This is a genomic window from Pseudomonas sp. GW822-FHT04H02 (genome assembly GCF_058800645.1).
In genome coordinates this window covers 464,671-488,075 of record NZ_JBXAMM010000003.1, presented here as the reverse complement: position 1 = coordinate 488,075, position 23,405 = coordinate 464,671, and the positions used below count along the sequence as shown (strand labels likewise).

The 23,405-nt window shown below is 64.9% G+C and carries 25 protein-coding genes; 15 read left to right on the top strand and 10 right to left on the bottom strand.

Features of this window, described 5'->3' with window-relative positions; genetic code table 11:
- Positions 1–540 carry a methyl-accepting chemotaxis protein gene (locus tag AC1RMG_RS14565; protein ID WP_225368817.1) on the top strand — a complete coding sequence of 180 codons (540 nt, stop codon included), beginning with the start codon at positions 1–3 and terminating at the stop codon, positions 538–540.
- Positions 541–600: 60 nt separating this feature from the next.
- Here AC1RMG_RS14565 and AC1RMG_RS14560 read toward each other — a convergent pair whose 3' ends face one another.
- From AC1RMG_RS14560 to AC1RMG_RS14540, 5 genes are all read right to left on the bottom strand, one after another.
- Positions 601–1,110, bottom strand: a complete 510-nt coding sequence (locus AC1RMG_RS14560; protein ID WP_011062843.1) for a hypothetical protein — start codon at positions 1,108–1,110, stop codon at positions 601–603.
- A gap of 160 nt (positions 1,111–1,270) precedes the next feature.
- A complete protein-coding gene (locus tag AC1RMG_RS14555; RefSeq protein ID WP_019093580.1) occupies positions 1,271–2,686 on the bottom strand; it encodes an MFS transporter in 1,416 nt (471 codons plus the stop codon).
- A 179-nt stretch (positions 2,687–2,865) separates the two neighbouring features.
- Complete coding sequence (locus AC1RMG_RS14550) at positions 2,866–3,609, bottom strand: NAD-dependent epimerase/dehydratase family protein (RefSeq protein ID WP_015636722.1); 744 nt, start codon at positions 3,607–3,609, stop codon at positions 2,866–2,868.
- Positions 3,610–3,646: 37 nt separating this feature from the next.
- The gene (locus AC1RMG_RS14545) at positions 3,647–4,279 is read right to left on the bottom strand and encodes a glutathione S-transferase family protein (protein ID WP_011062840.1); all 633 of its coding nucleotides are present in this window, start codon (positions 4,277–4,279) and stop codon (positions 3,647–3,649) included.
- Between the two features lie 90 nt (positions 4,280–4,369).
- Positions 4,370–4,801, bottom strand: coding sequence for a PACE efflux transporter (locus tag AC1RMG_RS14540; RefSeq protein WP_015636721.1), 432 nt, complete (start codon positions 4,799–4,801; stop codon positions 4,370–4,372).
- 123 nt (positions 4,802–4,924) lie between these two features.
- On the opposite strand from AC1RMG_RS14540, the gene AC1RMG_RS14535 reads away from it, so the two are divergent.
- On the top strand, positions 4,925–5,839 hold the full coding sequence (locus tag AC1RMG_RS14535) for a LysR family transcriptional regulator (protein ID WP_011062838.1): 915 nt from the start codon (positions 4,925–4,927) through the stop codon (positions 5,837–5,839).
- A 4-nt stretch (positions 5,840–5,843) separates the two neighbouring features.
- On the opposite strand, the gene AC1RMG_RS14530 is transcribed toward AC1RMG_RS14535, so the two are convergent.
- Positions 5,844–6,773, bottom strand: a complete 930-nt coding sequence (locus AC1RMG_RS14530; protein ID WP_041119577.1) for a LysR family transcriptional regulator — start codon at positions 6,771–6,773, stop codon at positions 5,844–5,846.
- A 66-nt stretch (positions 6,774–6,839) separates the two neighbouring features.
- Between AC1RMG_RS14530 and AC1RMG_RS14525 the strand changes: the two genes are divergently transcribed.
- Positions 6,840–7,460, top strand: coding sequence for a LysE family transporter (locus AC1RMG_RS14525; protein ID WP_011062836.1), 621 nt, complete (start codon positions 6,840–6,842; stop codon positions 7,458–7,460).
- 6 nt (positions 7,461–7,466) lie between these two features.
- Here AC1RMG_RS14525 and gntR read toward each other — a convergent pair whose 3' ends face one another.
- Positions 7,467–8,498, bottom strand: coding sequence for an HTH-type transcriptional regulator GntR (gene gntR / locus AC1RMG_RS14520; RefSeq protein ID WP_011062835.1), 1,032 nt, complete (start codon positions 8,496–8,498; stop codon positions 7,467–7,469).
- A gap of 215 nt (positions 8,499–8,713) precedes the next feature.
- Between gntR and AC1RMG_RS14515 the strand changes: the two genes are divergently transcribed.
- The gene (locus AC1RMG_RS14515) at positions 8,714–9,247 is read left to right on the top strand and encodes a gluconokinase (RefSeq protein ID WP_011062834.1); all 534 of its coding nucleotides are present in this window, start codon (positions 8,714–8,716) and stop codon (positions 9,245–9,247) included.
- 84 nt (positions 9,248–9,331) lie between these two features.
- Entirely contained in the window at positions 9,332–10,684 is a 1,353-nt protein-coding gene (locus AC1RMG_RS14510) for a GntP family permease (protein ID WP_011062833.1), read from the top strand.
- 96 nt (positions 10,685–10,780) lie between these two features.
- Here the strand turns inward: AC1RMG_RS14510 and alaC are convergent, their stop codons facing one another.
- Positions 10,781–11,992, bottom strand: coding sequence for an alanine transaminase (gene alaC, locus AC1RMG_RS14505; RefSeq protein WP_342400644.1), 1,212 nt, complete (start codon positions 11,990–11,992; stop codon positions 10,781–10,783).
- Between the two features lie 279 nt (positions 11,993–12,271).
- On the opposite strand from alaC, the gene AC1RMG_RS14500 reads away from it, so the two are divergent.
- The 9 genes from AC1RMG_RS14500 (at position 12,272) to AC1RMG_RS14460 (ending at position 21,940) form a co-directional block, all read left to right on the top strand.
- Positions 12,272–12,934 (top strand): LysE family translocator, encoded by a 663-nt coding sequence (locus tag AC1RMG_RS14500; RefSeq protein ID WP_011062831.1) that lies wholly within the window; start codon positions 12,272–12,274, stop codon positions 12,932–12,934.
- A 69-nt stretch (positions 12,935–13,003) separates the two neighbouring features.
- The gene (locus AC1RMG_RS14495) at positions 13,004–13,492 is read left to right on the top strand and encodes a GyrI-like domain-containing protein (protein WP_011062830.1); all 489 of its coding nucleotides are present in this window, start codon (positions 13,004–13,006) and stop codon (positions 13,490–13,492) included.
- A 257-nt stretch (positions 13,493–13,749) separates the two neighbouring features.
- Complete coding sequence (kdpF, locus tag AC1RMG_RS14490) at positions 13,750–13,848, top strand: K(+)-transporting ATPase subunit F (protein ID WP_019093583.1); 99 nt, start codon at positions 13,750–13,752, stop codon at positions 13,846–13,848.
- Complete coding sequence (locus AC1RMG_RS14485; RefSeq protein ID WP_011062828.1) at positions 13,832–14,002, top strand: hypothetical protein; 171 nt, start codon at positions 13,832–13,834, stop codon at positions 14,000–14,002. Before kdpF ends, AC1RMG_RS14485 begins: the two co-directional genes overlap by 17 nt.
- A 13-nt stretch (positions 14,003–14,015) precedes the next feature.
- Positions 14,016–15,722 (top strand): potassium-transporting ATPase subunit KdpA, encoded by a 1,707-nt coding sequence (gene kdpA / locus AC1RMG_RS14480; RefSeq protein WP_232641785.1) that lies wholly within the window; start codon positions 14,016–14,018, stop codon positions 15,720–15,722.
- A gap of 9 nt (positions 15,723–15,731) precedes the next feature.
- Complete coding sequence (gene kdpC, locus AC1RMG_RS14475) at positions 15,732–16,415, top strand: potassium-transporting ATPase subunit KdpC (RefSeq protein ID WP_015636717.1); 684 nt, start codon at positions 15,732–15,734, stop codon at positions 16,413–16,415.
- Positions 16,416–16,427: 12 nt separating this feature from the next.
- Positions 16,428–18,500 (top strand): potassium-transporting ATPase subunit KdpB, encoded by a 2,073-nt coding sequence (gene kdpB, locus AC1RMG_RS14470; RefSeq protein WP_011062825.1) that lies wholly within the window; start codon positions 16,428–16,430, stop codon positions 18,498–18,500.
- Between the two features lie 78 nt (positions 18,501–18,578).
- Complete coding sequence (locus AC1RMG_RS14465) at positions 18,579–21,251, top strand: DUF4118 domain-containing protein (protein WP_169892264.1); 2,673 nt, start codon at positions 18,579–18,581, stop codon at positions 21,249–21,251.
- Positions 21,248–21,940 (top strand): response regulator, encoded by a 693-nt coding sequence (locus AC1RMG_RS14460; protein WP_011062823.1) that lies wholly within the window; start codon positions 21,248–21,250, stop codon positions 21,938–21,940. The genes AC1RMG_RS14465 and AC1RMG_RS14460 overlap by 4 nt, the downstream gene beginning before the upstream one ends.
- On the opposite strand, the gene AC1RMG_RS14455 is transcribed toward AC1RMG_RS14460, so the two are convergent.
- A complete protein-coding gene (locus tag AC1RMG_RS14455) occupies positions 21,919–22,059 on the bottom strand; it encodes a hypothetical protein (protein ID WP_015636715.1) in 141 nt (46 codons plus the stop codon). The two genes, AC1RMG_RS14460 and AC1RMG_RS14455, sit on opposite strands and share 22 nt — an antisense overlap.
- A 211-nt stretch (positions 22,060–22,270) precedes the next feature.
- Between AC1RMG_RS14455 and AC1RMG_RS14450 the strand changes: the two genes are divergently transcribed.
- The gene (locus tag AC1RMG_RS14450; protein ID WP_072450738.1) at positions 22,271–22,768 is read left to right on the top strand and encodes a GNAT family N-acetyltransferase; all 498 of its coding nucleotides are present in this window, start codon (positions 22,271–22,273) and stop codon (positions 22,766–22,768) included.
- A 34-nt stretch (positions 22,769–22,802) separates the two neighbouring features.
- On the opposite strand, the gene AC1RMG_RS14445 is transcribed toward AC1RMG_RS14450, so the two are convergent.
- On the bottom strand, positions 22,803–23,288 hold the full coding sequence (locus AC1RMG_RS14445) for a GNAT family N-acetyltransferase (protein WP_019093588.1): 486 nt from the start codon (positions 23,286–23,288) through the stop codon (positions 22,803–22,805).
- Positions 23,289–23,405 lie beyond the last annotated feature (117 nt).

Sequence of the window (23,405 nt, the reverse complement as noted above, 5' to 3'; positions counted from 1 at the left end):
ATGACCACCTTGCGCTCCGCCGCCGAGTCCGCCCACAGCACCTCGGTGCAGAACGACGCCTGTGCGCAGAAGGGCTCGGAGGTGGTGCAGCAGACCGTGGAAATCATTCAGCAGATTTCCCATGACCTCAATGAAGCGGCCCACAGCATCGATGCGGTGAGCAAGCAGTCGGACATCATCGGCAGCATCGTCCAGACCATCCGCGGGATCGCCGACCAGACCAACCTGCTGGCCCTCAACGCGGCCATCGAGGCCGCCCGTGCCGGTGAGCATGGGCGCGGTTTCGCCGTGGTCGCGGACGAGGTGCGCAGCCTGGCGGCGCGCACCAGCCAGGCGACGGTGGAAATCGTCGAGGTGGTGCGCAAGAACCACGACCTGTCGACGAGCGCGGTGACCAGCATGCAGTCGAGCCTGAGCCGCACCGGGCTCGGGGTCGAACTGGCGAATGAGGCGGGGGAGGTGATCCTGGAGATCCAGCAGGGCTCGCGGCACGTGGTGGATGCCATCAGCCAGTTCAACTCGACCCTGCAGTTGCAGTAGCCGGTTTTCGCCGGGCACAAAAAAGGGTTCCCATGGGGAACCCTTTTGCGTCCAGCGGGGTTACAGCGCGGCGAGGAACTTCTCGTCCACCGGTTTGGCGCTGTCCTTGGCGTCTTTCTCTTCCTTGGCCAGTTGCATCTTGTCCTGCAGGCGCTGGGCAATTTCCTGGTTGATCGCCAGCTGGCGCTCTGGCGGCAGGTTCTTCAGGTCTTCCTCGGTCAGCCCCATGTCCTTGAGGATGCTGTCGCGCAGGCGCTGTTCCGGGGTCTTGCTCATGTAGTCCTTGAACTCGCTCAGCGCGCCGGTTTCCGTCGCGCTGGTAGCCTGCGCGGCGCTGGCGGTCGGTGGCGTGGCCTGGAGCAGCACGCGGGTCTTGGCGAAGGCGGCGTTGACGTTGTCGTCCACGCTGTTGGCCTGCTGGCTGGAGGACTGGGACGCCGGATAGGTCACGGAGTTCTGGGCCTGTTGCAGCATGCCGCTGTACAGCGCGCTGGCGGCTGCGGTAGTCGGGTCCATATCGGTGCGCGAGGTGGGCTGCACCGAAACGGATTTCTGGGCGTTGACCAACATGATCGGGAACCTGTGTAAGAGAACTAGGCTGAGGTTTTAGCAAGTTCCATGCCGATTGATACGCCCTTGTATATCAAGGGCTTGGCTCAAGACGCCGGTCGTGGCTGCCAGCAAGCGGACAAGTCTTGCCGCTTTCAGGCAACCGCTGCCGGCGCCGTCTTCATGCGTGGGCAATGTCTTCCAGGGCCAGGTTGCGGGTGCGCGGCCCGAAGCGGCCGATGGTCAGGATCACGATCAGCATGCTGCTGACGATAAAGGCCAGGACCCCGGGCGTGCCGAAATGCTCGAGGAAAAAGCCCACCAGCAAACTGCTGAACACCGTCGACAAGCGGCTGAACGAGTAACAGAAGCCCACCGCCCGGGCGCGAATGTTGGTGGGGAACAATTCGCTCTGGTAGGAGTGGTAGCTGAAGCTCAGCCAGGCATTGCAGAAGGTGATCATCACCCCGCAGACAATCAGCCCCAGGGCGCTGCTCTGCAGGGCGAACAAGGTGCCGAAGGTCATGGCGCCCAGGGCCGAGCCGACGATCTGCCACTTGTTCTCGAAGCGGTTGGCGAAACGCACGAACAGCAGCGGCCCCAGGGGGTAGGCCAGGGTGATGATGAAGGCGTACAGCAGGCTGTGGGTGACGCTCACGCCCTGGCCCGACAGCAGCGCCGGCAGCCAGTTGCCGAATCCGAAGAAGCCGATGGCCTGGAACACGTGAAACACGATCAGCATCAGGGCCCGGCGGCGGTAGGGCGGTTGCCAGATATCGGCGAAGCGCCCACGGCCCTGGATATCCACGGCCTGGGGTTCGGGCTCATCCAGCGGCTTGGCGTAGTCCCGGGCGCAACGGGTCTCGAGGCCTTGCAGGATCCGGTCGGCTTCGTCGAAGCGCCCGTGCTGGGCGAGCCAGCGTGGCGACTCCGGCAAGCGTGAGCGCAACCACCAGATGAACAGGGCGAACACCGCGCTGGCCAGCACCACCCAGCGCCAGCCGGAGATCCCCCAGGGCGCCTGGGGCACCAGCCACCAGGACATCAGCGCCACTGCCGGCACCGACAGGAACTGCACGAAAAAGGCAAAGGCGAAGGCCGAGCTGCGCATGCGCTTGGGCACCAGTTCGCTGAGGTAGGCGTCGATGGTCACCAGTTCGATGCCCAGGCCGATGCCCACCAGGAATCGCATGCAGATGATCCCCAACGCCGTGCTCTGCAGCCCCATCAGCACCGTGGCCAGGGTGTACCAGATCAGGGCGAAGGTGAAGATCGCCCGGCGTCCGAAGCGGTCGGCTATCGGGCTCAGCAGGCTGGCGCCGAGGAACAGGCCGAGAAAGGTCGCCGAGGCGAAGGCCGCCTGGTCGGAAAAACCGAACACCCCCTGGTTGCCGCTGGCGAAGATCCCGTCGCGGATCAGCCCCGGGCTGATGTAGGCGGTCTGGAACAGGTCGTACAGCTCGAAAAAACCGCCAATGGACAGCAGCGCCACCAGGCGCCAGATCGTGGCCACGGCAGGCAGGCGGTCGATGCGCGCGCTGATGCCGGCGGCGCGTTGAGGGTCGAGGTCGCTGGTGAGCGGGGCAGAGGCGGGCATGCAGGGAGTTCCACAGGACACAGAGCGGAAATCTTAGCCTGCTAACGGAAACCAAGGATTGTGAATCCACGTGCGTAAACCGGAGGATGCGCTGATTTATTGTCGTATTTCGTTACATCTGCCGGATTTATAGCGCAATGCCGGGCACCCGCGCGTGACGGCGGGTGCCCGGTGGTGGCTCAGTAGGTGATGGGAATGCCGAAATCTTCCTGGAAGGCATCGTCCACCGGTTCGTAGCCCAGCACCCGGGTGGTTTCGCTGAGGTCCAGGCGCTTGAAGCGATTGTTGGAAATGCCGTGGCCGATCAGCAGTTGCACCCCCGGGGTTTCCACTGCCCGTTGCAACAGCTGCACTGCATCCCGTGGGCTGAGCCAGGCGCTCAGGTCGCGGGTGGTGGTCAGTTCGTGGTGTTTCGGGTCCTCGAACGCACCAATGCGCAGGGCAATGCAGGACAGCCCGCGCTTGGCGGCATAGAAGGCGCATAGCGCCTCGCCGTAGCACTTGCTCACGCCATACAGGTTGGCTGGCATCACCGGCATGCCCGGGGTGATCTGCCGGTCCACCGGGTAGCCCTCGATGGTCTGGGCGCTGCTGGCAAATACCAGGCGCCGGCAACCGGCCTGTACCGCGGCCTCGAACAGGTAGGTGGTGGCGAGGATGTTGTTCGGCAGCAACTCGTCGAAGCTGGCGCTGGCATGGGGAATGCCGGCCAGGTGCACGATGACGTCGATCCCCGGGAGCAGGCGGCCGATGGCTTGCGGGTCGTCGAGGTCCAGGCGCACGAAGCGGTGTGGCGCGGGGATTTCGAAGTCCGGCTCCACCCGGTCGGTGAGGGTGAAGCGGTGGCGCTCCTGGGAGCCCTGAAAAAACACCTTGCCGATCCTGCCGCAAGCGCCGGTCAGTAGTACGTTAAGTCCGTTCATTTCGAATCTCCGATGGGCCAGAGGAGGGATGGCCAGCTCAGGCGATGCCATTGCGCCCGTGCAGCATGAAGCCCGGGTGCAGGCTGAGGCGTTCGTAGTAGGCGGCCACGGCGGGGTAGGCCGGGTGCTCCATGGGGGTCATCTTCCAGCGATTCACCGAGAGGCCAAGAACGATATCCGCAAGGCTGAAATCCTCGCCCAGAACATAGGCGCCCGAGCGCTCGAGCTGGCGTTCGAGGATTTGCATCTTGGCATTCCAGGCCAGCAGGCTGGCGCCGATGCGCTGGCTGTCCTGGTAATCCGCATGCTGGCGCACCAGGCCCATGAAGGCATAGCTCCAGGACGGGTTCAGCTCGGTGGCCTGCCAGTCCATCCACTGTTCAACCAGGGCCCGGGCGCGCGGGGCCGTGGGCAGCAGGCCGCTGCCGGGGTGCAGGTTGGCCAGGTAGCGGCAGATGCTGTTGGATTCCCACAGGACCCCGGCGTCGTCGATCAGCACCGGTACCTGGGCATTGGGGTTGAGGGCGAGAAACTCGGGGGTATGGGTGGACTGAAAGCCACTACCCCAGTCTTCCTGCTGGTAGGAAAGCCCAAGCTCCTCACAGGTCCACAAGACTTTCCTGACATTGATGGACGAGGCTTTACCGAGAATTCTGCAGCGGGTTCCCATGACGCTTCCTTGTTCGTGGTACTGGATGGCCATGGGAATCTAACAGCGTGGCGTCGTCTCGGCGACGATCAATTTGCCGATACGGGTATCTCAGGCCGGATCGGGGAGGGCCGAGGCCGGCAAGCCGAAAACCCGGTCGAACAGCCAGTTGAAGGCAAAGGTGTAGCAGGGGATGAACAGGATCAGCGCCAGGTCCAGGAGAAAGGCCTGCACCAGGCTGATCGCCATCCACCAGGCGATCAGCGGGATCAGGAACACGATCAGGGTCAACTGGAAACCCACGGCATGGGCAATGCGCCGCTTGACTGTACGGGTGCGCGATGGCTGGCGGCTTTCCCAGCGCTCGAACAGGGTGGTGTAGATGAAGTTCCAGGTCACCGCGATGCTGGTGATGACCACCGCCAGCGGCCCGGTGCTGCTGGGCGAGGTGCCGGACAGCAGGGCCAGGCCCAGGGCCGAGAAGGTCATGCCGAACACTTCGAATAAAGAGACATAGACCAGTTTGCGTTTCACGCCTTGCATGCGGGTTCCTCGATTTTGAATGGGAATGGCCAGCCTGAGGGTGGCGCAGGGCGCGGAAGATAGCTTCAATCAAGGTGACAGAAAAAGTCGGAAGCTTTCAGTTTTCCTGATAGGTTGTTTCTCATGAACTTCTCCAGCGACAGCATCCAGTTGTTTCTCGCCGTGCTCGATCGCGGCTCCTTTTCTGCGGCGGCGCGTTCTTTGGGCAAGGTGCCTTCGGCCGTGAGCATGGGCATCGCCAACCTCGAGGCGGAGTTGGGGTATGCGCTGTTCGATCGCAGCCACCGCGAGCCGCTGCCCACGCCGCTGGCCTTGTCCCTGGCGCCCCATGCGCGGCTGATTGCCGACCAGCTCAAGCAATTGCAGGTGCATGCCGTCGAGCTGTCCCTGGGCCTGGAGAGCAAGCTGTCGATCGCGGTGGTGGATGACATCGACAAGCAACGGGTACTGGCCGCCATCAAGCTGATTGCCGAGCGCTATCCGCTGCTGGAAGTCGAGCTGCTCAGTGCTCCCCAGGATGACGTGCTGCACCTTTTGCACAGTGGCCGGGTCAGCGTCGGCGTGGCCTTTGCCGGGTTGAGCGTGAATGCCCTGGAGTATTTCCAGTACCTGGGCTGCGAGCGGATGATTGCCTGCATTTGTGCCGGGCACCCTGTGTTCCAGGCCAGTGACGGTTCGCTGTACCTGGAAGAGCTGATCAAGGTCCGTCAGGTGGTGGTGGCCAGCCGCGACCTGCCCCTGAGTGATACCCGGCCCCTGGTGGGCGAGTCGCTGTGGCGCACCGACAGCCTGGCGATGGCCCTGCACATGGTGGAGGCGGGGATCGGCTGGGGCAATTTCCCGCTGTCGGTGATCCAGCCGTTGCTGGCGGCGGGGCGCTTGCAACGGTTGCATTTCAAGAACATCGACAACGGCCTGGTGTTGCCGGTGCACGCGGTGTGGTTGAAGAACCAGCCTTTGCAGAAGGGGGCCCTGGCCCTGGTGCAATTGCTCAGCGGCGAGGACCCGGCGCTGGGGGCCGTGGCCCCGCCTGCCTGAGTGCCTACGCCAGGGCTTGCCGGCGCAACCAGTGCAGCAGTTTTCCGCTGGCCGAATCCGGGTCTATGGCCTGGGGGGAAAGCAGGTAATAAGCGCTGCCATCGGCGACAAAGCCGAAGGGCGCACACAGCAGCCCGCCCTCCAGGTCGTCACGCACCAGTTGCCAGGGGGCAATGGCCAGACCCAGCCCGGCCACGGCCGCTTGCAGGCTGAAGTAGAAGTGCTCGAAGACCTGCTCCGGTGGCGTCGGGGCAACCGGTTGTTGCTGCAATTGCAGCCACTGTTGCCAGGCGTGCGGCCGGGTGGCGCTGTGCAGGCGCGGTGCCTGCGCCGCCAGTTGCGCCAGCCCGGCCGTTGCCGGGGTCCAGTCGGCCTGGCGCTCGGGGCGGCATACCGGGCCTATGGCTTCGTCGAATAGCCAGTGGGCCTGGGTGTCGCGGCTCCAGGCAAAGTCGTTGCGGCGGATCGCCAGGTCGATACCGGCACCGAACGAGAAGGGCCCGCCGCCGGCCAGCAGCTGGATCGGCACTTGCGGGTGCTCGGCATAGAACCCCGGCATGCGCGGAATCAGCCAGCGCATCAGCAGGGTCGGCTCGCAGGACAGCACCAGCGGTGCTGCGGGAGCCGGGGCTCGCAGGCGGCTGGCGGTGCTCTCGATCAGGTCCAGGGCCTGGGTCACGCTGTGCAGCAGTTCGGCTCCGGCGGCGGTGAGAAAGACCCGCTGGCTGCGGCGCTCAAAGAGAGGGGTGCCGAGGTCCTCTTCCAGGGCGCGCACCGCACGGCTGATGGCGCCGTGGGTCAGGTGCAGGGTGGCGCCGGCCTGGGTGAAGCTTTCCAGGCGTGCAGCGGCTTCGAAGCAGCGCAAGGCGCTTAGCGGGGGCAGGCGCCGTCGCGAGAGTTGTGAGTTTTTATCACCAGGAATGTCAGTTTTCATCGTTATCGGCCTGGGTCATGGTCCCAATACAGTAGCGCCTGATTCTATAGCCTAGGCGTATTCAACGTGACCGAACTGTTACTCGTAATCACCATTACCATTCTTGCTGTACTCAGCCCCGGGGCCGACTTTGCCCTGGTAACCCGCAACAGCCTGCTGCTTTCGCGCCGCCACGGCGTGTTCACGGCCCTGGGCATCGGGCTCGGGGTCATGGTGCATATCGGCTACAGCTTGCTGGGGGTGGGGGTGCTGTTGCAGCAGTCGCTGCTGTGGTTTACCGGCTTGAAGATCGCGGGTGCGCTGTACCTGATCTACCTGGGCATCAAGCTGTTGCGCAGCCCTGAGCAACGTCCGGGGGAAGAACCGGCAGAGGGGGCTCGGATGTCGACCTGGGGCGCCTTGCGCAGTGGCTTTCTGACCAATGCCCTGAACCCCAAGACGATGATTTTCGTTCTCAGTCTGTTCATGCAGGTGATTCAGCCGGGCACGGCCTTGCCGGTGCAGATCGGCTACGGCGCGATCATCGTCCTGGCCCACGTGCTGTGGTTCGTGCTGGTGGCGCTGTTTTTCTCGGCACCGGCGATTGCCGGCCGGCTACTGGCCTACAAACGCCGGATCGATCAGTTGTTCGGCGCGGTGCTGGTGGGCTTCGGCCTGTTGCTCAGTGTCCTGAGCGTCAGGCCCTGAGGCGTTTCAGGTGCTTTCCCGAACCCGCAGTTCAAAGCCCATGTCCACCACCGGCTCGGCCACGCTGTTGCCGGCCAGCAGGGTCAGCATCTGTTCGGCGGCGCGGCGGCCAATGGCTTCGCGCGGAGTGCTGATGCTGCTCAGGCGCGGCACCATGTGTTCGGAGGAGGGCAGGTCGTTGAAGCCCAGCACCGCCACCTGCTCGGGCACCTTGATCCCGCAGCGCATGGCTTCCAGCAGCGCGCCTTGGGCCAGGTCGTCGTTGCCGAAGAAGATCGCGTCCACCTGGGGCTGGCTCTGCATCAGTTGCAGGAACAGCTCGGCTCCCAGGCCGACGGACGAGGGCCGTGGGGTCAGCAGTTCCAGGTCGGGGTTGTACAGCCCGGCCTGCTGCAGGGCACGGCGGAAACCTTCGCCGCGCAGCAGGGTGCGCTGGTCCAGTTGCGCACCGACGTAGGCCAGGTGCTTGCGCCCGCGGGAAATCAGGTGCTGGGCCGCCGTTTCGCCGGCGTTCAATTGCGAGAAGCCCACGCAGTTGAGCCCGGCGCCGGAGTCCAGGTCCATCATGTAGACGCAGGGAATGTTGTTCGCCTCGATCATCCGTCGGGCGCTTTCGGTGCGGTCGAAACCGGTCAGCAGCAGCCCCCGGGGCTGGTAGGTCATGTAGTTGCGCAGCAGGTTTTCTTCTTCGTCCCGAGAATAGTGGCAGTTGCCGATCAGCACTTCGAAGCCTTTGGGGCGCAGTACCTGGTGGATGGCTTCCAGGGTTTCGATGAACAGCAGGTTGGACAGCGACGGCACCAGCACCACCACCGACTGGCTCTGCGCCGAAGCCAGGGCGCGAGCGGCGGAGTTGACCACGTAGTTCAGTTCCTGCGCGGCCTTCTGCACCTTTTCCACCAGTTCGGTGGCCACGCTGCTGACGCCGCGCAGGGCCCGGGAGGCGGTAATCGGGCTGACTCCGGCCAGGCGGGCGACTTCATTGAGGGTGGGACGGCCCGTGGTACGGGTGTTTTTATCGTTTTTATGAGTGGTCATCAGACGGCTTGCCAAACAAAATTCAAGTCTCTAAGGTAGCGCTGTCCTGAAACAGCTGCAATGCGTGAGCGAGGTGTGCCTGACCCTCGCTCTTTGGTTTGGCGGACTATATACGCGGCAACCCACAAAAATGACAAGAAGGCGTCGGCAGACACTGTTTTTGTACTAGATTTTTTATTTGCGAAGGTAGCGCTGTCTGCGCGCTGAGGTGTTTCATGAGTCAACCCATCACCGCCCTGGTCATCATGGGTGTTGCCGGCTGCGGCAAGTCCAGTGTCAGTCAGGCCCTGTGCCAGCGCAGCGGCGCCATGGCCATTGAAGGCGATACCTTCCACCCGGCGGCGAACATCGCCAAGATGAGTGCCGGCATTCCCCTCGACGACGAAGACCGTGCCGGCTGGCTCGACAGCCTGTGCGATGAACTGCGTCGTGCCCTGGCCGCCGGCCAGCACCCGGTACTGACCTGCTCGGCGCTCAAGCGCAAGTACCGCGAGCGCCTGCGCGCCGCCACGCCCGGCCTGGGCTTTGTCTTTCTCGAACTGACTCCGGCAGTCGCCGCCGACCGTGTGGCGCACCGGCCAGGGCATTTCATGCCTTCGACCCTGATCGACAGTCAGTTCGCCACTCTCGAATCCCCGGTGGGGGAGCCGCTCACCCTGGCCCTGGATGCCAGCACCCTGAGCGTCCAGCGCCTGGCCGAACTGGCCAACCAATGGTGGCTGGAGCATGGCCTGGAACCTTCACATTAAGTGCTGGCTCGAAAAAGGTAGCGCTATCCCACTCGGCCCTTGTTTTTAACGCTTTAATAAAAACAACAAACCGGAGGCAATCCCATGTTTGGCATGTCCCAAGAGACCTATCTGCTGGTTGATGCAGTGGTCACTATCATCGGGCTGATCGTGTTGATCACCCGATTCAAGCTGCACCCCTTCATCGCTCTGATCATCGCCGCGGGTTTCCTCGGCCTGACGTCGGGCATGCCGGTGGACAAGATCATCAAGGCGTTCCAGGACGGCTTTGGTGGCGTGCTCGGTTTTGTCGGCATCATCCTGGCCCTGGGTACCATGCTCGGCAAGATGATGGCCGAGTCCGGTGGCGCCGATCAGATCGCCCAGACCCTGATCCGTTCGTTCGGCAAGGAGCGGGTGCAGTGGGCGATGATGTTCGCCGCCTTCCTGGTGGGCATCCCGCTGTTCTTCGAGATCGGCTTCGTGCTGCTGATTCCGCTGGTGTTCATCGTTGCCCGGCGTACCGGGGTGTCGCTGATCAAGATCGGCATTCCGCTGCTGGCCGGCCTGTCGGCGGTGCACGGCCTGGTGCCGCCGCACCCGGGGCCGCTGCTGGCCATCGGCGTGTTCGGCGCCGACATCGGCAAGACCATCCTGTATGGGCTGATCGTGGCACTGCCCACGGCGATCATCGCCGGGCCGATCTACGGCACTTTCATTGCCAAGTACATTCCCGGCAATCCGTCCCAGGAACTGGTGGACCAACTGGCCCGCGAGCCCCAGGCCGCCCAGTTGCCCAGCTTCAGCGTGACCCTGGTGACCGTGCTGCTGCCGGTGTTCCTGATGCTGCTCAAGACCTTCGCCGACGTGGCGCTGCCTGACGGACACTTCTTCCGCATCTGGATGGACATGATCGGCCACCCGATCACCGCCTTGCTGCTGGCGCTGCTGCTGTCGCTGTACACCTTCGGCTACAAGCAGGGCATCGGTTCCAAGCAGATTCTCAAACTGTTGGATGCCAGCCTGGCGCCGACCGCGGCGATCATCCTGATCATCGGTGCCGGTGGCGGCTTCAAGCAGATGCTGGTGACCAGCGGCGTGGGTGACGTGATCGGCCATATGGCGGTCAATGCGCAGATCTCGCCGATCCTCCTGGCGTGGCTGGTGGCGGCGGTGATCCGTATCGCCACCGGTTCGGCCACCGTGGCGACCATCACCGGTGCCGGCATCGTGGTGCCGGTGGTAGGGATGATTCCCGGGGTCAACCGCGAGCTGCTGGTGCTGGCCACCGGCGCCGGTTCGCTGATCCTGTCCCACGTCAACGACGCCGGGTTCTGGCTGGTCAAGCAATACTTCAACATGACCGTGGCCGAGACGTTCAAGACCTGGACGGCGATGGAAACCATCCTTTCGGTGGTGGGCCTGATCTTTATCCTGCTGCTGTCGTTGGTGGTTTAAGAGCACCGCCCGTAGGAGCGGGCTTGCCCGCGAAACACCGATAGCACGGCCACAAAAAAACCGCATCGCTGCGGTTTTTTTGTGGCTCAAGCCATCTCAGTTTTTCGGTGCCAGCCCGTCGGCGCGGAACATGCCGCGGATGCCGCGCACTGCCTGGCGAATCCGGTCCTGGTTTTCGATCAGGGCGAAGCGCACGTGATCGTCGCCGTATTCACCAAAACCCACCCCCGGCGAGACACAGACCTTGGCCTCGGCCAGCAGCTTCTTGGCGAACTCCAGGGAGCCCAGGTGCGCGTAGGCCTCGGGAATCTTGGCCCAGACGTACATCGAGGCCTTGGGGTTCTCCACCATCCAGCCCAGTTCGTGCAGGCCCTTGACCAGCACGTTGCGCCGCTGCCGGTACTGTTCGGCAATGTCGCGCACGCATTGCTGGTCGCCTTCCAGGGCGGCAATCGCCGCCACCTGCAACGGGGTGAAGGTGCCGTAGTCGTGGTAGCTCTTGATCCGCGCCAGGGCGCTGACCAGTTCCGGGTTGCCCACCATGAAGCCGATGCGCCAGCCGGCCATGTTGTAGCTCTTGGACAGGGTGAAGAACTCCACCGCGATGTCCTTGGCGCCCGGCACCTGCATGATCGACGGGGCTTTCCAGCCGTCGTAGACGATGTCGGCGTAGGCCAGGTCATGGATCACCAGCACGTCGTACTGCTTGGCCAGGGCGATCACCCGTTCGAAGAAGTCCAGCTCCACGCACTGGGCGGTGGGGTTGGACGGGAAGCCGAGGATCATCATCTTCGGCTTGGGGATCGAACCGCGGATGGCCCGCTCCAGCTCGGCGAAGAAATCCACCCCGGGCACCAGCGGCACCGAGCGCACCTGGGCGCCGGCGATGACCGCGCCGTAGATGTGGATCGGGTAGCTGGGGTTGGGCACCAGCACCGTGTCGCCCTGGTCCAGGGTGGCCAGCATCAGGTGCGCCAGGCCTTCCTTGGATCCGATGGTGACGATGGCTTCGCTTTCCGGGTCGATATCGACCTCGTAGCGGTCCTTGTACCAGCGGGAAATCGCCCGGCGCAGCCGCGGAATGCCCTTGGAGGTGGAGTAGCCGTGGGTGTCTTCGCGCTGGGCGACGGTGACCAGTTTCTCGACGATATGCGGCGGGGTAGGGCCGTCGGGGTTACCCATGCTCAAGTCGATGATGTCTTCGCCGCGCCGACGCGCAGCCATCTTCAGCTCGGCAGTGATATTGAAAACATAGGGGGGAAGACGATCGATGCGCGCAAAGCGGCGCGGCGAACCTTGTTCGGCCATTGTTGCCTCGAAAAGACGTAAGCGCCCGGAACCGTCCGAGCGACGTTGGCCACTGCGGTGGCCTGCGGGGCAGACGATACGGGCGCCGCCGCCGGCTTGTCCAGAGGCGCGGAAAATTATTTTTGGTGCGCCGGGCGGATTTGCGAGGGGGCAGGATTTGCCGCTATAACGTGCACGCTTCTTGCCTGCAAGGGCTGTGAGCTGCCTAAGCCGGCCCGGCTTTTCCGGGCTCCTCGCACCTCGCCCCTCTTCGAACAACAGCAGCAAACGGGATGAATGATGGAGTTTACCAGCGGCTTCTTGTTGAGCCTTTCGCTGTGCCTGGACATCGGCGTGGCCAATATCGCGATGATTACCCTGGCCATGCAACGGGGTTATTTCCAGGGCTTCTGCCTGGGCCTGGGGACCTGTGTCGGCGACCTGATCTATGCGCTGCTGGCCCTGGCCGGGATGACCGTGCTGCTGCAATACCAAAGCGTGCGCTGGGTGCTGTGGATCGGCGGTTCGGCCCTGCTGGTGTACTTCGCGGCGAAGATGATCTACGCCGCCCTCCATCACAGCGCGGTGCTGGCCACCGCCGGGGAGGCGGACCAGGGCTCGCCGCGCCGGGAGTTTTTTCGCGGGATCTTCCTGGCCATGTCGTCCCCCAGTGCGATCCTCTGGTTCGCTGCCGTGGGCGGCACCCTGATTGCCCGATCCGGGGGCGGTGGGATTGCCGATTCGGGATTGTTCCTGGCCGGCTTTTTCTGTGCCGGGCTGGTCTGGACCCTGGGTCTGTGCCTGGCCGCGACCCAGGGTGGCAAGCTGCTGGGGGACAAGCTGTTGCGCTATTCCTACCTGGCATCTGCGGCGATCTTCTGCTATTTCGCGGTGTACGTGATTCTATCCGGCTACCAGGAGTTCATCCTTGGTACGGGCGCGGCAGACCTTCCGGCGCTCTGATCCTGGCCTTGGCTATTGGCTTCTATACTTCGTGCCGAACCCATCTTTTCTGCGGCAGGAGTGGCATTCATGGATGAGCAAGAACAGGGCAGAGGCCCAGAACCGCGCTTCGAAAGGGAGCGTTTTTTGCTGATCGCCGGCCTCGGCGAACGATTCACTCCTGCCACTCGCCAGGACATCGGCCTGCTGTGGCAGCGCTTTGTGCCGCACATCGGCAAGGTGCCGGGGCAGGTCGACCGCAAGACCTATGGCATCTGCTGCAACCCCGACGGCCAGGGCGGCTTCGAGTACATCGCCGGGGTCGAGATCAGCAAGCTCGACGATCTGCCCGAGCGCTATCGCTGGATCGAGGTGCAGCCGCAGCACTATGCGGTGTTCGAGCATGGCGGCGCCTTGCAGGACTTGCCCCGGACCTTCGACTACATCTGGAACACCTGGCTGCCCCAGTCGGGTCGAGAGGCCGCCGATGCCCCGGAATTCGAGCGCTACAGCGCCGACTTCAACCCCCAGGCCGGCACCGGGGTACTGGAAATCTGGCTGCCCCTGAAAAGTGAATGACCCCCTCGGGGGCGCTGGCCCGTCCCCGATTCTCCCGCCCCACACCGCCGCAATCTTTACGCCGTCTTAATGCCGCCCCCGGCAATCAGTGCCCGACCTTGATGCGCCCTCACCTAACCTGCGTGGCGCAGAGGAGAGCGGTGGACGAGGCGTTCCCGACTCCCTGCCGGCGCCCGTCGCGGGTGCCCTGACCGGCCGTGCCCGGGTTGCGCTTTGCGCTCCCGGCACCGCCTTTGAGCATTAAGGGGAGAGCTGCCTTGCTGACACTGCCATTCATCTACGGCGCCAGTGGTTTGTGCGCCGTGCTGCTGTTTGCCTACCTGGGTTATGCGCTGATCCGTGCCGAGAAATTCTGATGACCGCACGCAGCAACTGCCACCCACTTTCATTCGCCCGTCCGGGCATCTACCAGAAAGGAAACCAGCCATGTTCGACCTGATCTTCGTGGGCCTGACCCTGGGGTTCTTTGTGTTGACGGCCCTGGTCATCGTCGCCATGGGCAAGATTTGAACGGAGCATCGACATGTTGAGTACTGTGCTGGAATACGCGGTGATCCTCGGCCTGATGACCGGGCTGGCCGCGCTGATGGGCCAATGGCTGGCCAGGGTCTTCAGCGGCCGTGGCCACGCCTTGCCGGAGCGTGCCACCTACCGCCTGCTGGGGATCGACCCGGCTGAAACCATGGGCTGGGCCCGCTATGGCTCGGCCCTGTTGCTGTCCAATGCGGCGATGATGCTGCTGGGCTACCTGCTGCTGCGCCTGCAAGGCAGCACACCGCTCAACCCCCTGGGGCTGGCGGCGCAGACCCCGGACCTGGCGTTCAACACCGCCGCGTCCTTTATCACCAACACCAACTGGCAGGCGTACTCAGGTGAAAGCAGCCTGTCGAACTTCAGCCAGATGGCAGTGATCACCTTCCTGATGTTCGTCGGCGCCACCGCAGGTGTTGTCGCCGCAGCCGGCTTCATTCGCGGCCTGAGCCGTTCCAGCTCGGCGGATATCGGCAACTACTGGGTCGACTTCACCCGCACCCTGTACCGGGTGATGCTGCCGTTGTGCCTGATCATGGCCCTGGTCTATGTCTGGCAGGGCATGCCCCAGACCCTCAACTCCCAGGCCCTGGCCACCACCCTGGAAGGCGCCCAGCAGCAACTGATCGTCGGCGCCGTGGCCAGTTTCGAGTCGATCAAGCACATCGGCACCAACGGTGGCGGCTTTTTCAGCATGAACGCAGCCCACCCGTTCGAGAATCCGACGCCGCTGACCAACGTCCTGCACATCCTCAGCATGTTGCTGATCCCTTCGGCGCTGACCTACGCCTTCGGCAGCATGCTGCTGCGTCGGCGTCAGGGCTGGGTGTTCTTCGGCACTTTCCTGGTGATGTTCATCGGCTTCCTGGCGATTGTCTTCACCGCGGAGCAGGGCGGTAACCCGCTGCTGACCCAGGCCGGTGCCGACCAGCAGATGTCGGAGACCCAGAGCGGCGGCAACATGGAAGGCAAGGAGCTGCGCTTCGGCATTGCCGACACCGCGCTGTTCGTCACCACCACCACCGGCGCCACCACCGGTTCGGTGAATGCCATGCACGACTCGCTGACCCCCATGGGCGGCTTCGTGCCCCTGGCGCAGATGATGCTCAACTGTGTGTTCGGCGGCGACGGCGTGGGCTTTATCAACCTGATCCAGTACGCCCTGCTGACGGTGTTCCTGGTGGGCATGATGATCGGCCGCAGCCCTGAGTTCCTCGGCAAGAAGATCGAGGCCCGGGAGATCAAGCTGGTGATGCTCTCGGTGCTCGCGCACCCGATCTGCATCCTCGGTTTCACCGCCCTGGCGGCACTGTGGCCGGGCACTCTCAACAGCCTCAACAATCTGGGCCCCCATGGCTTCAGCGAGGTGCTCTACGCCTACGCCTCGGGCACCGCCAACAACGGTTCGGCGTTTGCCGGCCTGAACGCCAATACACCGTTCTTCAACACCACCATTGGCCTGGCGATGCTCATGGGGCGCTTCTTCACCATGCTGCCGATGCTGGCCGTGGCCGGTTCCCTGGCGGCGAAAAAGAACATCCCGGCCGGTGCCGGCACCATTCCCACCGCCACGCCGCTGTTCATGTTGCTGGTGGTGTTCGTGGTGCTGGTGGTCGGTGGCCTGACTTTCCTGCCGGCCCTCGCGCTCGGCCCGCTGGTGGAGCAACTGCAGTTGCTCGCCGGCCAGACCTACAAGTAAGGGGTTGTGATGACTACGCAAATGCAAACCCAGGGCGCCACCGCGCTGCTGTTCAAGGGCCTGTTGCGCCCGGTGCTGGTGTCGGCGGTGTTCTTCATGCTGCTCACCGGGCTGGCCTATCCACTGGTTACCACGGGGTTGGCCAACCTGCTGTTTCCGTTCCAGGCCCAGGGCAGCCTGGTGCAGCGTGATGGCCGGGTCGTGGGCTCGGCGCTGATCGGCCAGGCGTTCGACCGCCCGGAGTATTTCCAGGGCCGCCCGAGCATGACCCTGGGCAGCGATCCGCTGGACCCGAGCAAGAGTGTGCCCCAGCCCTACAACGCCGGGGCCAGTGGCGCCAGCAACCTGGGCCCCACCAGCCAGAAGCTGGTGGACAGCGTGGCCGCGCGGGTCAGCGCCTATCGCCAGCTCAATGGCCTGGCGGCAGACATGCCGGTGCCAGTGGACGCAGTGACCGCCTCGGCCTCCGGCCTGGACCCGCACATCTCCCTGGCCAACGCCCGGCTGCAACTGAACCGGGTGGCCCGCCAGCGGCAAATGGCCGCCGTGGACGTGCTGATGCTGCTGCAGGCGCACAGCGAAAGCCGCACCTTCGGCCTGCTGGGCGAGCCCCGGGTCAATGTGCTGCAACTCAACCTGGCGCTGGATGCCCAAGCGCCCCTGCATTCCTCGCCCGTTGCGGCCAGTGAGTAAGAGACGTCGATCATGAGTAGCAACCCTCGTATAGCGTTGTTCGACCGTGGGCTAGTGCTCACCGCGTGCCTGGATGCCGTGAAGAAACTGCTGCCCCAGGCGCAGTGGAAGAACCCGGTGATGTTCGTGGTCTACCTGGGCAGCCTTCTCACCACCCTGCTGTGGTTCCAGTCCCTGGGCGGCGAGGGTGAGGCCCCCAGCGGCTTTATCCTCAGCATCACCCTGTGGCTGTGGTTCACCGTGCTGTTTGCCAACTTTGCCGAAGCCCTGGCCGAGGGCCGCAGCCGGGCCCAGGCGGCGAGCCTCAAGGGCATGAAGCGCCAGACCCTGGCCAAGCTGCTGCAACAGCCCCGGCATGGCGCCGCCTGGTTGCCCATGGCCGCCAGCGAACTGCGCAAGGACATGGTGGTGCTGATCGAGGCCGGCGACCTGGTGCCCCTGGACGGCGAGGTCATCGAAGGCGTGGCCACGGTGGACGAAAGCGCCATCACCGGTGAATCGGCGCCGGTGATCCGCGAGGCCGGGGGCGACTTTTCCTCGGTCACCGGCGGCACCCGGGTGCTGTCGGACTGGCTGGTGGTGCGCATCAGCGTCAACCCCGGCGAGTCGTTCCTGGACCGCATGATCTCCATGGTGGAGTCGGCCAAGCGCCAGAAGACTCCCAACGAGGTGGCCCTGACCATTCTCCTGGTGGGCCTGACCCTGCTGTTCCTGCTGGTGATCGTGACCCTCAGCCCGTACTCGATCTTCGCCGTGGCCATGAGCGGCACCGGCAGTGTGATCAGCGCCACGGTGATGGTGGCGCTGCTGGTGTGCCTGATCCCCACCACCATCGGTGGCCTGCTCTCGGCCATCGGTGTGGCGGGCATGAGCCGGATGATGTCGGCCAATGTCATTGCCACCTCCGGCCGCGCCGTGGAAGCGGCGGGGGACGTGGACGTGCTGCTGCTGGACAAGACCGGCACCATCACCCTGGGCAACCGCCAGGCCAGCGCCTTCCTGCCGGCGCCGGGGATCAAGGACAGCGAACTGGCGCAAGCCGCGCAACTGGCTTCCCTGGCGGACGAAACCCCGGAAGGCCGGAGCATCGTGGTGCTGGCCAAGCAACTGTTCGACATCCGTGGGCGTGACCTTCACGCCCTGGGCGCCAGCTTCGTGCAGTTCACCGCCCAGACCCGCATGAGCGGGGTCGACCTGCCCGAGGGCCGGAGCATCCGCAAGGGCGCGGCCGATGCCATCCGCCGGCATATCGAGGCCCAGGGCGGCAGCTTCCCGCCGGCCTTGCAGGCCAAGGTCGATGAAGTCTCGCGCCGTGGCAGCACCCCGCTGGTGGTCAGCGAAGGCGCCCAGGCCCTGGGCGTGGTGGAGCTCAAGGACGTGGTCAAGGGCGGGATCAAGGAGCGCTTCGCCGAGCTGCGGCGCATGGGCATCAAGACCGTGATGATCACCGGCGACAACCGCCTGACCGCGGCGGCCATCGCCGTGGAAGCCGGGGTCGACGATTTCCTCGCCGAAGCGCGGCCCGAGGACAAGCTGCAACTGATCCGCGACTACCAGGCCAAGGGCAAGCTGGTGGCCATGACCGGCGACGGTACCAACGACGCCCCGGCCCTGGCACAGGCCGACGTGGCGGTGGCCATGAACAGCGGCACCCAGGCGGCCAAGGAAGCCGGCAACATGGTGGACCTGGACAGCAACCCGACCAAGCTGATCGAAGTGGTGGAAGTGGGCAAGCAGATGCTCATGACCCGCGGCGCCCTGACCACCTTCAGCGTGGCCAACGACGTGGCCAAGTATTTTGCTATCGTACCGGCCGCCTTCGTCGCCACTTACCCGCAACTGGCGGCGCTGAACGTGATGCACCTGAACAGCCCGAACTCGGCGATTCTCAGTGCGGTGATCTTCAACGCGCTGATCATCGTGTTCCTCATCCCCCTGGCGCTCAAGGGGGTGAAGTACCGGGCCATTGGCGCCGCGGCGCTGCTCAACCGCAACCTGCTGATCTACGGCCTGGGCGGGGTGCTGGTACCCTTCGCCGGGATCAAGCTGATCGACATGCTGCTGGCCGGCCTCGGCCTGGTCTGACAGGGACTTGCAAGGCGGCGCTCTTTCGAGTGCCGCCTTGTCCATTTAAGGATGCACATGGCTGTTCTCGATGCTGACATGCCGCCCCGCGACGGTCGCCCCGATCCCGATGCGCTGCTGGAAAAACTGCAGCAGGACGAGCAAGCGGCCCAACGGGGCAAACTGCGGATCTATTTCGGTTCCAACGCCGGAGTCGGCAAGACCTGCGCCATGCTCACCGCGGCGCGCAACGAAGTGGCCCAGGGCCGCGACGTGGTGGCCGGGGTGGTGGAAACCCATGGCCGGCGGGAAACCGCCGAGCTGCTGCAAGGGCTGCAAGTGCTGGAGCGCCACCGCCTGATGCACCGCGACTACGCGTTGCCGGAGTTCGACCTGGATGCCGCCCTGGCGCGCCACCCGGCGGTGCTGCTGGTGGACGAGCTGGCCCACAGCAACGTGCCCGGCTCGCGCCATCCCAAGCGCTGGCAGGACGTGGAGGAATTGCTGCGGGCCGGCATCGATGTCTGGACCACCCTCAACGTCCAGCACCTGGAAAGCCTCAACGACATCGTCAGCGGGATCATCGGCATTCGGGTGCGCGAGACGGTGCCCGACCACCTGTTCGACGAAGCCCACGAAGTGCTGGTGATCGACCTGCCGCCGGATGACCTGCTGCGCCGCCTCAAGGACGGCAAGGTCTACCTCGGGCCCCAGGCCGAACGCGCTTCACGGCATTTCTTTCGCAAGGGCAACCTGCTGGCCCTGCGTGAACTGACCCTGCGCCGCACCGCCGACCGGGTCGATGCACAGATGCGCGACTATCGCCGCGAGCGTTCGATCAATGCCTTGTGGCCAGCCCGCGAGCGCTTGCTGGTGGGGATCGCCGGCGACCCGGCGGACGAGCGCCTGGTGCGCGAAGCCGCGCGCCTGGCGCAAAAGCTCGAAGCCGACTGGATGGTGGTGCACGTGGCTTCGGCCCAGCGCCGTGGCGCCGGCGCCGCCCGTTATGCGGCGGCCATGAAGACCCTGGCCCTGGCCGCCGAGTTTGGCGCCGAGACCGCCACTTTGCCCGGCATGGATGTCGCCGAAGCCCTGGTGGCCTGCGCTCGCGAGCACAACGCCAATCGCCTGGTGCTGGGCCATTACCCGCGCAAGGTCTGGCAGTTCTGGCACCAGTCGGTGAGCGACCGCATCAGCCGCCAGCACCCGGAAATCGACCAGATCGTGATCGCCAACGGGCCCTTGAGCCGGCGCCCTGCGCCAGTGGACAAGCCCGAGGCCGGCCTGCCGCCCAGCCGCGCGCCGGCCTACCTGTGGGCGAGCCTGGCGTGCTTTGCCGCCACCGCGGTGGCGGCGCTGCTGCTCAAAGTGTTCGACCCGGCCAACGTGGTCATGCTGTTCCTGCTGACCGTGGTCCTGGTGGCGCTGCGCTACGGGCGTGGCCCCGGCGTCTGGGCGGCGATGCTGGCGGTGCTGTGCTTCGATTTCTTCTTCGTCCAGCCGGTGTGGTCGTTCACGGTCAACGACACCCAGTACTTCTTCACCTTCGCCCTGATGCTGGGGATTGCCCTGATCACCGGCCAGCTCACCGCGCGCCTGCGCCATGAAGCGCGTACCGCGGCCGCGGGCGAGCGCCGTGCCACCTCCCTGGCCGGGCTGGCCCGTGAGCTGTCGGCGGCGTTGACCGAGGAGCAGATCTGCGCCGTGGCCCTGCGTACCTTCAGTGGGGTGTTCGAGGCCCGGGTCGGGCTGGCGTTGCCGGATGCCGAGAATCGGGTGCGGGCGCTGAGCGCCAATACCCTGGCCATTGACGAGAGCATCGCCCAGTGGGCCTATGACCACGACCAACCGGCCGGGCGCGGCACCGATACCCTGGCGGCGGCCAAGGGCTGCTATCTGCCGCTCAAGGCGCCGATGCGGGTGCGTGGCGTGCTGGTGCTTGAAGCCGAGGATGCCGAGCGCCTCAAGGAGCCGGAAGAACAGCGCCTGCTGGAGGCCTGCATGAGCCAGCTGGCGATTGCCCTGGAGCGCGTGCATTACGTCGAGGTGGCCCAGAGCACTGTGCTGCAGATGGAGGGCGAGCGCATGCGCAACACCCTGCTGGCGGCCATTTCCCATGACCTGCGCACGCCCTTGACCACCATCATCGGCGCCGCCGACGCCGCCTTGCCCCACGCTGCGCAGGGCCCGCTCAAGCACCTGCTGGCAGGGATTCACGATCAGGCTTCGTCCATGCAGCGGCTGATCGAGAACCTGCTGGACATGGCGCGCATGCAGGAGCGCGGGGTACGCCTGAATCGCCAGTGGAACTCCCTGGAGGAGATTGTCGGCAGTGCCCTGCGCCAACTGCGCGAGCCCCTGGCCGGGCATCAATTGCGAGTGGCCATGGCGCCGCGGCTGCCCTTGGTGGAAGTGGACGCGCTGTTGCTGGAGCGGGTGCTGGTGAACCTTCTGGACAACGCCGCCAAGTACACCCCGGCCGGGACCCTGGTGCAGATCAGCGCCCGCCAGGTCGACCAGCAGATCATCCTGCAGGTCAGCGACAGCGGCCCGGGCTGCCCAAAGGGCAGTTCCCCGGCCAGCCTGTTCGAAGCCTTCAGTCGCGGTCAGCAGGAATCCGCCGTGGCCGGCATCGGCCTGGGCCTGGCCCTGGCCAAACGTATCGTCGAGGCCCATGGCGGGCGCATCGAGGCCCAGCCTCATGCCGATGCCGGGCTGAGTTTTGTCATCACCTTGCCGGCGGGTCAGCCGCCTTCCATGGAAACCCTATGAGCAGCGCACGCATCCTGATCGTCGAGGACGAAGCCAATATCCGCCGTTTCGTCGGTATCGCCCTGGAGGACGAAGGTTTCCAGGTGTTCGAGGCCGACAGCGTCAAGCGCGCCCTGATCCATGCCGCCAGCCGCCAGCCGGACCTGGTGATCGTCGACCTGGGCCTGCCGGACGGCGACGGCAAGCAGTTGATCAGCGAGCTGCGCGGCTGGCTGGCGGTGCCGATCCTGGTGCTGTCGGCCCGGGATAGGGAGGACGAGAAAGTCGCCGCCCTGGATGCCGGCGCCGACGACTACCTGGTCAAGCCGTTCGGCGTGCCGGAACTGCTGGCGCGGATTCGCGCGCAACTGCGCCGTCATGGCCAGAGCGGTACGGCGGCCGCTACCAGCAAGGTGGCCTTTGGTGCCATCGAGGTCGACCTGGCCACCCATGAGGTGCGCCGCGAAGGGCTGCCTGTGCACCTCACGCCGATCGAGTACCGCCTGCTCTGCGCGCTGATCCGTGGCCAGAGCCGGGTGCTGACCCATCGCCAGTTGCTGCTGGAAGTCTGGGGCCTGGACTACGTCGACCGCGCCCATTACCTGCGGGTACACATGGCCCATCTGCGGCAGAAGCTGGAGGCCGATCCGGCCCAGCCCCAGCATCTGATCACCGAGTTGCAGGTGGGTTACCGCCTGGTGGGGCTGTGATCCCGGCCCAGGGATTTTTCGCCGCGGCGCCGTTCGTGGACAAAGTCGATGTACAGGGTGATGCAGCCGAAGGCGGCAATGCCGAACAGCAGTAGAAGGCCGATCTGGATATTGCTCATGGGAAAGCTCCTGGGGGCAGGACGGGGCGGTTCCAGCCCGCTCGGGCCGGCCACCCTGACGTCGGGGAGCTGATAGATAAGCCCTTGGCGCAGGCGTTGCCAGGGCTTATATGAAAGCTTTACGGCGGCCCCTTCGATCCCTATGTAATGCATACGCAGGCTGCACTGTTGGTAGAATCGGCGGCCCTTCTCCGACCCCAGGTTGCCGCCCATGACCGCTTCGACTCCGCTGATCCGCACCGTCCTGCCCACCGACCTGGACCGCTGCTTTGCCATCGAGACCCTGGCCTACGAAGGCGACGAGGCCGCGACCCGGGACAAGATCGCCACCCGCATCGCCACCTGGCCCGAAGGTTTCATCGTTGCCGAAGTGCAGGGTGTGGTGGCCGGCTTCATCAACTCCGGCGCTACCTTCGATGTGCAGATGGCCGACGAGGCCTTCAAGGAACTGATCGGCCACGACCCGGCGGGCCCGGAAGTGGTGATCATGTCGGTGGTGGTGCACCCGGACTTCCAGGGCCTGGGCCTGTCCCGGCAACTGCTGCAAGCCTTCATCGCGCGCATGCGCGAACTGGGCAAGGCGCGCATCCACCTGATGTGCAAGGAACGCCATGTACCGCTGTACCAGCGCTTTGGTTTTGTCTACATCAAGGCGTCGGAGTCGGACCACGGCGGTATGGCCTGGCACGAGATGGTGCAGTCGCTGTAGAGCGGATATCGGGTTTGCAGCCGCGGGCCCGGGGTCAGAACGCCAGCGCCATCCGCCGTTCATAGCCGATCCGGCCCTTGCAGGCTTCGCCGTTTTCCACCCAGCCCAGCTTGCGGTACAGCCTGAGGGCCGGCTGGTTGTCGCTGTCCACCGCCAGGGTCAGGCCCTTGAGTTCGGGCCAGGCCTGGCGGGCGGCCTCAGGCACCGCTTGCAGGCAGGCCTGGCCGAAGCCCCGGCCCTGGTGCCGCCGGTCCACTTGCAGGGCGTGCAGGCTGGCGCTGTCGGCATCGGCCCAGGCCGGCAGGCAGGGCGGGCGCTTGAGCAGCAGGAAGGCCACCGGCCACTCCTCGCTGAGCAGGGCAAAGCCCCTGATCGCTCCCCGCGGCGCGTTGCCGAGGGTGTACAGCGCGCCATGAATGTCCCCGCTAAACGCCTTCTGTCCGGGCAGCACCTCAAGCTCCAGCAAGCGGGCATGCTGGTGGCTGTCGAGCTGTTCGTAAGGCACCAGGCGAGTGGTCACGGGCACGTAGATCCGGTGGGGGGAGGGTGCGGATTCTAGCGATTTTGCCCCGCGGGTAAATTTTTTTATGCGCAGTGTCGATTGCGCGAATGGCCAGACGACTAAGGGTGAACTGAA

What these genes read in the sequence shown, in the direction of transcription:
- AC1RMG_RS14565 (WP_225368817.1), top strand. Translation starts at nt 1, where the DNA reads ATGACCACCTTGCGCTCCGCCGCCGAGTCCGCCCACAGCACCTCGGTG.
- AC1RMG_RS14560 (WP_011062843.1), bottom strand. Translation starts at nt 1,110, where the DNA reads ATGTTGGTCAACGCCCAGAAATCCGTTTCGGTGCAGCCCACCTCGCGC.
- AC1RMG_RS14555 (WP_019093580.1), bottom strand. Translation starts at nt 2,686, where the DNA reads ATGCCCGCCTCTGCCCCGCTCACCAGCGACCTCGACCCTCAACGCGCC.
- AC1RMG_RS14550 (WP_015636722.1), bottom strand. Translation starts at nt 3,609, where the DNA reads ATGAACGGACTTAACGTACTACTGACCGGCGCTTGCGGCAGGATCGGC.
- AC1RMG_RS14545 (WP_011062840.1), bottom strand. Translation starts at nt 4,279, where the DNA reads ATGGGAACCCGCTGCAGAATTCTCGGTAAAGCCTCGTCCATCAATGTC.
- AC1RMG_RS14540 (WP_015636721.1), bottom strand. Translation starts at nt 4,801, where the DNA reads ATGCAAGGCGTGAAACGCAAACTGGTCTATGTCTCTTTATTCGAAGTG.
- AC1RMG_RS14535 (WP_011062838.1), top strand. Translation starts at nt 4,925, where the DNA reads ATGAACTTCTCCAGCGACAGCATCCAGTTGTTTCTCGCCGTGCTCGAT.
- AC1RMG_RS14530 (WP_041119577.1), bottom strand. Translation starts at nt 6,773, where the DNA reads ATGAAAACTGACATTCCTGGTGATAAAAACTCACAACTCTCGCGACGG.
- gntR (WP_011062835.1), bottom strand. Translation starts at nt 8,498, where the DNA reads ATGACCACTCATAAAAACGATAAAAACACCCGTACCACGGGCCGTCCC.
- AC1RMG_RS14515 (WP_011062834.1), top strand. Translation starts at nt 8,714, where the DNA reads ATGAGTCAACCCATCACCGCCCTGGTCATCATGGGTGTTGCCGGCTGC.
- AC1RMG_RS14510 (WP_011062833.1), top strand. Translation starts at nt 9,332, where the DNA reads ATGTTTGGCATGTCCCAAGAGACCTATCTGCTGGTTGATGCAGTGGTC.
- alaC (WP_342400644.1), bottom strand. Translation starts at nt 11,992, where the DNA reads ATGGCCGAACAAGGTTCGCCGCGCCGCTTTGCGCGCATCGATCGTCTT.
- AC1RMG_RS14500 (WP_011062831.1), top strand. Translation starts at nt 12,272, where the DNA reads ATGGAGTTTACCAGCGGCTTCTTGTTGAGCCTTTCGCTGTGCCTGGAC.
- AC1RMG_RS14495 (WP_011062830.1), top strand. Translation starts at nt 13,004, where the DNA reads ATGGATGAGCAAGAACAGGGCAGAGGCCCAGAACCGCGCTTCGAAAGG.
- kdpA (WP_232641785.1), top strand. Translation starts at nt 14,016, where the DNA reads ATGTTGAGTACTGTGCTGGAATACGCGGTGATCCTCGGCCTGATGACC.
- kdpC (WP_015636717.1), top strand. Translation starts at nt 15,732, where the DNA reads ATGACTACGCAAATGCAAACCCAGGGCGCCACCGCGCTGCTGTTCAAG.
- kdpB (WP_011062825.1), top strand. Translation starts at nt 16,428, where the DNA reads ATGAGTAGCAACCCTCGTATAGCGTTGTTCGACCGTGGGCTAGTGCTC.
- AC1RMG_RS14465 (WP_169892264.1), top strand. Translation starts at nt 18,579, where the DNA reads ATGCCGCCCCGCGACGGTCGCCCCGATCCCGATGCGCTGCTGGAAAAA.
- AC1RMG_RS14460 (WP_011062823.1), top strand. Translation starts at nt 21,248, where the DNA reads ATGAGCAGCGCACGCATCCTGATCGTCGAGGACGAAGCCAATATCCGC.
- AC1RMG_RS14455 (WP_015636715.1), bottom strand. Translation starts at nt 22,059, where the DNA reads ATGAGCAATATCCAGATCGGCCTTCTACTGCTGTTCGGCATTGCCGCC.
- AC1RMG_RS14450 (WP_072450738.1), top strand. Translation starts at nt 22,271, where the DNA reads ATGACCGCTTCGACTCCGCTGATCCGCACCGTCCTGCCCACCGACCTG.